The organism is Ideonella azotifigens (genome assembly GCF_006519715.1).
GTDB classification, from domain to species: Bacteria; Pseudomonadota; Gammaproteobacteria; order Burkholderiales; family Burkholderiaceae_C; genus Ideonella; species Ideonella azotifigens.
Map to the genome: position 1 here is coordinate 1 of NZ_VIDT01000373.1, position 5,488 is coordinate 5,488.

Genomic DNA, 5,488 nt, shown 5'->3' on the forward strand with positions numbered 1-5,488 from the left:
GCGCGGCCGGATGTGTTCGCGTGGCGTTGCCCGTCCCATTTCTTGTCCCCCCGGTGCCTGGCCAACCGCAGCCTTTGCACCGCGAAAGGTCTTCATGTCTTCCTCTGCACCCACGCGGCCGGCCGCCGCGCTGCGCAACTCGCCCCGCCAGGTCGCGATGGCCTCGCTGATCGGCACCGCAATCGAGTTCTACGACTACTACATCTACGCCACCGCGGCGGTGCTGGTCTTCAACAGCCAGTTCTTCCCGAAGGCAGACCCCTCGGCAGCGCTGCTGCTGTCGCTCTCCACGATGGCGCTGGCCTTCGTGGCACGGCCGGTCGGCTCGGCACTGTTCGGCCACTTCGGCGACAAGATCGGCCGCAAGCGCACCCTCGTGGCTTCGCTGCTGACCATGGGCCTGTCCACCGTGGCCATCGGCCTGCTGCCGAGCTACGACAGCATCGGCCTGTGGGCGCCCATCCTGCTGTGCGTGTTCCGCATTGGCCAGGGCATCGGCCTGGGCGGTGAATGGGGCGGCGCGGCACTGGTCGCGACCGAAAACGCACCGGCGGGCAAGCGCGGCCTGTTCGGCAGCTTCCCGCAACTCGGCGCGCCCATCGGGCTGTTCGCGGCCAATGGCGTGTTCTTCCTGGTCAGCCATTTCCTTGGCGCCGAGGCCATGGTCGCCTGGGGTTGGCGCATCCCGTTCCTGCTGTCCATCGTGCTGGTGGGCGTGGGCCTGTACGTGCGGCTCACGCTGCATGAAAGCCAGGTCTTCCGCGAGGCCGAGAAGGCCGGCAAGAAGCTGAATGCCCCGGTCACCGCGGTGCTGCGCAAGCACGGCCTGCAGGTGCTGCAGGGCACGCTGATCATGACGACGACCTACGTGCTGTTCTACCTGATGACGGCCTTCGTGCAGATCTACTCGAAGAGCCCGGTGGGCACCTCGCCGGCAGGCCACGCCACCGGGCTGGGCATTCCGGCCAATACCTTCACCGGCATCCTGTTGATCGGCGCCATCGTGTTCGGCGTGTGCACCAGCATTGGCGGTGTGCTGGCCGACCGCATCGGCCGGCGCAGTTGGCTGATGGGCGTGACGCTGGCCATCATGGCCTTCGGCCTGGTGATGCCCGGCTTCCTGGGCGGCGCGACGGCCGGCACCGTGCTGCTGTTCATCATCGTCGGCCTGGGCCTGATGGGCTTCACCTTCGGGCCGATGGCCGCGCTGCTGCCCGAGCTGTTTCCGACCGAGGTGCGCTACTCCGGCGCCTCGCTGGCCTACAACTTCGGCGCCATCGTCGGCGCCTCGGTACCCACGCTGGTGGCCGTGAGCCTGAACCAGACCTACGGCCTTTGGGGCGTGGGCCTGTACCTGGTGGCCAATGGCGCGATGACGTTGGCCGCGCTGGCGCTGACCCGCGAGACGCGCGGCATTGACCTGACGATGGTGCAGAGCGCCTGAAGGCGCGGCGCGTGAACCGGGGGAGCGCCCCCGATTTCAGTCCGTCAGCGGGAAGGCCAGCCCGATCTGCGAGCCGTAGATCGGGTAGCGCACCCGGCAGCGGAACACCCGCAGGCGCGAGGCGTCCCAGCCGGCCTGTTCGCAGACGGTGGCGACCAGCTCCGGGTAGCGCGCGAACTCGGCCATGCGCAAGGCATGCGGGCCGCGGCCGAGGAACTGCACGCTCTCCAGCATGTCCAGCCGGTCGCCCTGGCGCATGGGGTTGTCCGGGTGGGTGATGCCGCGCACCACCGTGTCGTAGATGCGCAGCTCCGGCTTGGCATCCGGCCACACGTCGTCGTGCAGCAATGCGTCCACCACATAGACCTCGGCCGGCGGCTCGGCCTGGCCGCCCACGCCCGAGGTGGGCGTGACCTCGTCCATCAGCGCCAGCGTGGCGACCTTGTGCGGCATGGTGACCAGCGCACCGCGCAGGTTGGTCAGGCGCCGCAGGCCGTTCAGGCCGGCGGCGTAGTCCTCGGGCTTGAAGCCCATGGGCACGACGACTGCGTCAATGCCACGGCGTTCGAACCAGGGGTTGTAGATCATCGGGGCCTTGAAGCCCGCGGTCGGGTAGCCCAGGTGGGCGACCAGGGTGGTCTTGCCAGTGATCATTGCAGTGGCCATGTTGGGAGCAGGCCCGCGCCGGGACGGCGGGGCACTGAATGGGCATGACGATAGGCAGGCGCGGCGCAGGCGACAAGCGATGCGCGCGATAATCGCGCGCTCCGGGCGCTGATCGTGCCTAACGCGGGTTTTCCCGTATCTTTCCTCTTCACTGCCATGGATGACACCCCGCCGTTCGAGATCGATCGCAAGGACGTGATCGATGGCCTGGGCAAGGGCTTGCGCGTCATCGAGGCCTTCGACGACGACCATGTGCGCATGACCGCCAGCGAGATGGGCGTGCGCGCAGGCATCACCCGCACGGCCGCGCGGCGCTACCTGCTGTCGCTGGTGCACTTCGGTTTCATGGCGACCGACGGCAAATACTTCTGGCTCACGCCACGCGTGCTGCGGCTGGGACAGAGCTACCTCAATGCCTCGCGCCTGCCGCGCCTGGTGCAGCCCTTCATCCAGCGCGTGTCCATGCAGTGCGGCGAGACGGTGAACGTCAGCGTGCTGGACGGGCACGAGGTGATCTACGTGGCGCGCAGCAATTCGCCGCGCCTGGTGTCGATTGGCCATCACGTGGGCGCAAGGGCGCCGGCCCATGTGGTCACGCCGGGCACGGCCATGCTGTCGACCTGGAGCGACGAGGCGCTGAAGGCCTGGGCCGCGGTGCACGAGTTCAGCAGCTACACCGGCCAGACGGTGACCGACCCGCAGCGCTTCCTGGAGAACTGCCGCACCGCACGTGCGCTGGGCTACTGGATCACCGAGCGCCAGCTGGACATGAACCTGGTGGGCATTGCGGTGCCGCTGCTCAACCGCAAGGGCGAGTGCAAGGCCGCGATGAGCTGCACCGTGCAGGCGGTCACCCACACCACCGAGGACCTGGCCGTGCGGCTGCTGCCCTTGCTGCGCGAGGCGGCGCTGGGGCTGGCGCCCTTGATCTGAAGCAGGGCCTGGCGCGTCTCTGCGCTCAGTGAAAACCCCTTTTTGGTCCGCAAAGCGCGCAGGGTGCGCGATCATCGCGCAAATCGCTGGTGTCTTCGGGGTGCCGGTGCTGGAATCCCGTCTCGTGGCAGGCGACAGCCTTGTGGGGTGCGATTCAGGCCTCTTGTCTCCCGCCATCACAACAGGAGACACCATGAGCAGGTCAAGCGCGAAGCCCTTCGCAGATTCCCACGCCGCCAGCCAGACCCGCAAAGCCACAGCCAGCGGCTGGATCGGCTCGGTGCTGGAGTACTACGACTTCTTCATCTACGCGACCGCCGCGGCGCTGATCTTTCCGCAGATCTTCTTCCCCGCAGGCAACCCGACGATTGCCATCGTCACCTCGCTGGCCACCTACGGCGTGGGCTACGTGGCGCGGCCGATCGGCGCGATGGTGCTGGGCCACTACGGCGACACGCACGGCCGCAAGAACGTGCTGGTGCTGTGCATGTTCCTGATGGGCTTCTCGACCATGGCCGTCGGCCTGCTGCCGACCTACGCACAGGCCGGCCTGTGGGCGCCGGTGCTGCTGGTGGTGATGCGGCTGATCCAGGGCTTTGCGGTGGCCGGCGAAATTTCGGGCTCCAGCTCGATGATCCTGGAACACGCGCCTTACGGCCAACGCGGCTACTACGCCAGCTTCACGCTGCAAGGCGTGCAGGCCGGCCAGATCCTGGCAGCCGCCGTCTTCCTGCCGCTGGCGCACTTCCTGCCCAGCGAGGACTTCAACACCTGGGGCTGGCGCATTCCGTTCCTGCTCAGCTTTGTCGTCATCATCGCGGGCTACTTCATTCGCAAGGAGGTCGACGAGACGCCCGCGTTTGCCGAGGTGGCGAAGAAGGGCGAGAAGCTGCGCGCGCCCATCACCCAGTCCTTTGCCAGCAACAAGGCCGACATGTTCCGTGTCGTCTGCATGGCGCTGATGAACGTGATCCCGGTCGTGGCGACCATCTTCGGCGGCGCCTATGCGGTGCAGAAGGCCTACGGCATCGGCTTCGACAAGGAGGTCTACCTGTGGATCCCGGTGGCCGGCAACATCCTGGCCGTGATCGTGATCCCCTTCATTGGCAAGCTCTCCGACCGCATCGGCCGCCGGCCGCCGATCATCGTCGGCGCGCTGCTGGCCGGCCTGCTGTCCTTCGCCTACCTGTATGCGATCAGCATTGCCAACGTGCCGCTCGCGGTGCTGATGTCGCTGCTGATGTGGGGCGTGGTCTACCAGGGCTACAACGCGGTCTTCCCCAGCTTCTTCCCCGAGCTGTTCCCCACCCGCACGCGGGTCACCGCCATGGCGCTTTCGCAGAACGTGGGCACGGCCATCACCGCGATGCTGCCGGCGCTGTTTGCCACCGTTGCGCCTCCCGGCACGCAGAACATTCCGCTGATCGTCGGCTCGCTCACGTTGGGCATCTGCGCGATTGCCGCAACCGCCTGCTGGTCGGCCCGCGAAACCTACCGCATCCAGATGCACGACCTGGGCCGGCCTGGCGCCACGCCTGCTGCCGGTGACGCGCTGCACACGCCGCACCAGTCGCACACCCTGGCCTCTTGACGCCTTACCCACTGCTGCCATGACGCTTACCCAGACCCTGCCTGCCGCGCTCCAGCGCGAACCGGTGATCGAATCCAACCCGCTGGGGCTGGACGGCATCGAGTTCATCGAATACACCACCCGGCGGCCGCAGGCCCTGGGCCAGGTGCTGGAGGACATGGGTTTCCAGCCGGTGGCTCGCCACCGCTCGCGCGAGGTGCTGCTCTACCGCCAGGGCAACATGAACGTGGTGATCAATGCCCACACCGGCTCGGTGGCCGGCGGCCCCCACCTGGGCGAGCAGCCCGAGATCGCCGCCATCGCGCTGCGCGTGCGCGATGCATCCGAGGCCTACCGCCAGGTGTTGGCGCGTGGCGCCTGGGGCGTGCCGGCGCAGGTCGAGGTGATGGAGCTGAACATCCCGGCCATCCACGGCGTGGGCAGCAGCCGCATCTACTTCGTCGACCGCTACCGCGAGTTCTCGATCTACGACGTGGACTTCGTGCCGATTCCCGGCGTGAACCCGAAGCCACCGGCGCTGCAGGGCCTGCACTGGTTTGGCCTGGTGCAGTACATCGGCAACGACCGCATGAACGACTGGGTCGAGTTCTACTGCGAGCTGTTCAGCTTCACCGAGCTGCCCGACGAGCAGCGCTTCGGCATCCTGCCCAAGGGCCACATCCTGCAAAGCCCTTGCCGCTCGTTCTACCTGCAGTTGATCGAGCCCGAGGTGTTTGTCATCGAGTCCAGCGAGCGCTTCGCGCGGCTGGGCCTGGGCGCGCCGGATGTGCCGGCTGCCGTGCAGGCGCTCGCCGCCCGCGGTGTGGCCTTCCAGACGGACCTGCAAGGCGAGGCACCCGCCCGGCATCCCGAGC

General features: G+C 67.6%; 4 protein-coding genes and 1 pseudogene. 4 read left to right on the forward strand and 1 reads right to left on the reverse strand.

Annotation, left to right across the window (positions count from 1 at the left end; genetic code table 11):
- Window positions 1-94 precede the first annotated feature (94 nt).
- Window positions 95-1,444, forward strand: coding sequence for an MFS transporter (locus tag FKP22_RS19680; protein ID WP_141289402.1), 1,350 nt, complete (start codon window positions 95-97; stop codon window positions 1,442-1,444).
- A gap of 387 nt (window positions 1,445-1,831) precedes the next feature.
- Here the strand turns inward: FKP22_RS19680 and FKP22_RS33960 are convergent.
- Window positions 1,832-2,098: pseudogene (locus FKP22_RS33960) on the reverse strand (shikimate dehydrogenase); the annotation flags it as partial.
- A 168-nt stretch (window positions 2,099-2,266) separates the two neighbouring features.
- Between FKP22_RS33960 and FKP22_RS19690 the strand changes: the two are divergent.
- From FKP22_RS19690 to FKP22_RS19700, 3 genes are all read left to right on the forward strand, one after another.
- The gene (locus tag FKP22_RS19690; RefSeq protein ID WP_141289403.1) at window positions 2,267-3,043 is read left to right on the forward strand and encodes an IclR family transcriptional regulator domain-containing protein; all 777 of its coding nucleotides are present in this window, start codon (window positions 2,267-2,269) and stop codon (window positions 3,041-3,043) included.
- A 193-nt stretch (window positions 3,044-3,236) separates the two neighbouring features.
- Window positions 3,237-4,634: an MFS transporter gene (locus FKP22_RS19695; protein WP_141289404.1), complete on the forward strand. Its 1,398-nt coding sequence runs from the start codon at window positions 3,237-3,239 to the stop codon at window positions 4,632-4,634.
- Window positions 4,635-4,653: 19 nt separating this feature from the next.
- Window positions 4,654-5,488: VOC family protein (locus tag FKP22_RS19700; protein ID WP_141289405.1), on the forward strand; the 835-nt coding region annotated here is incomplete at its 3' end.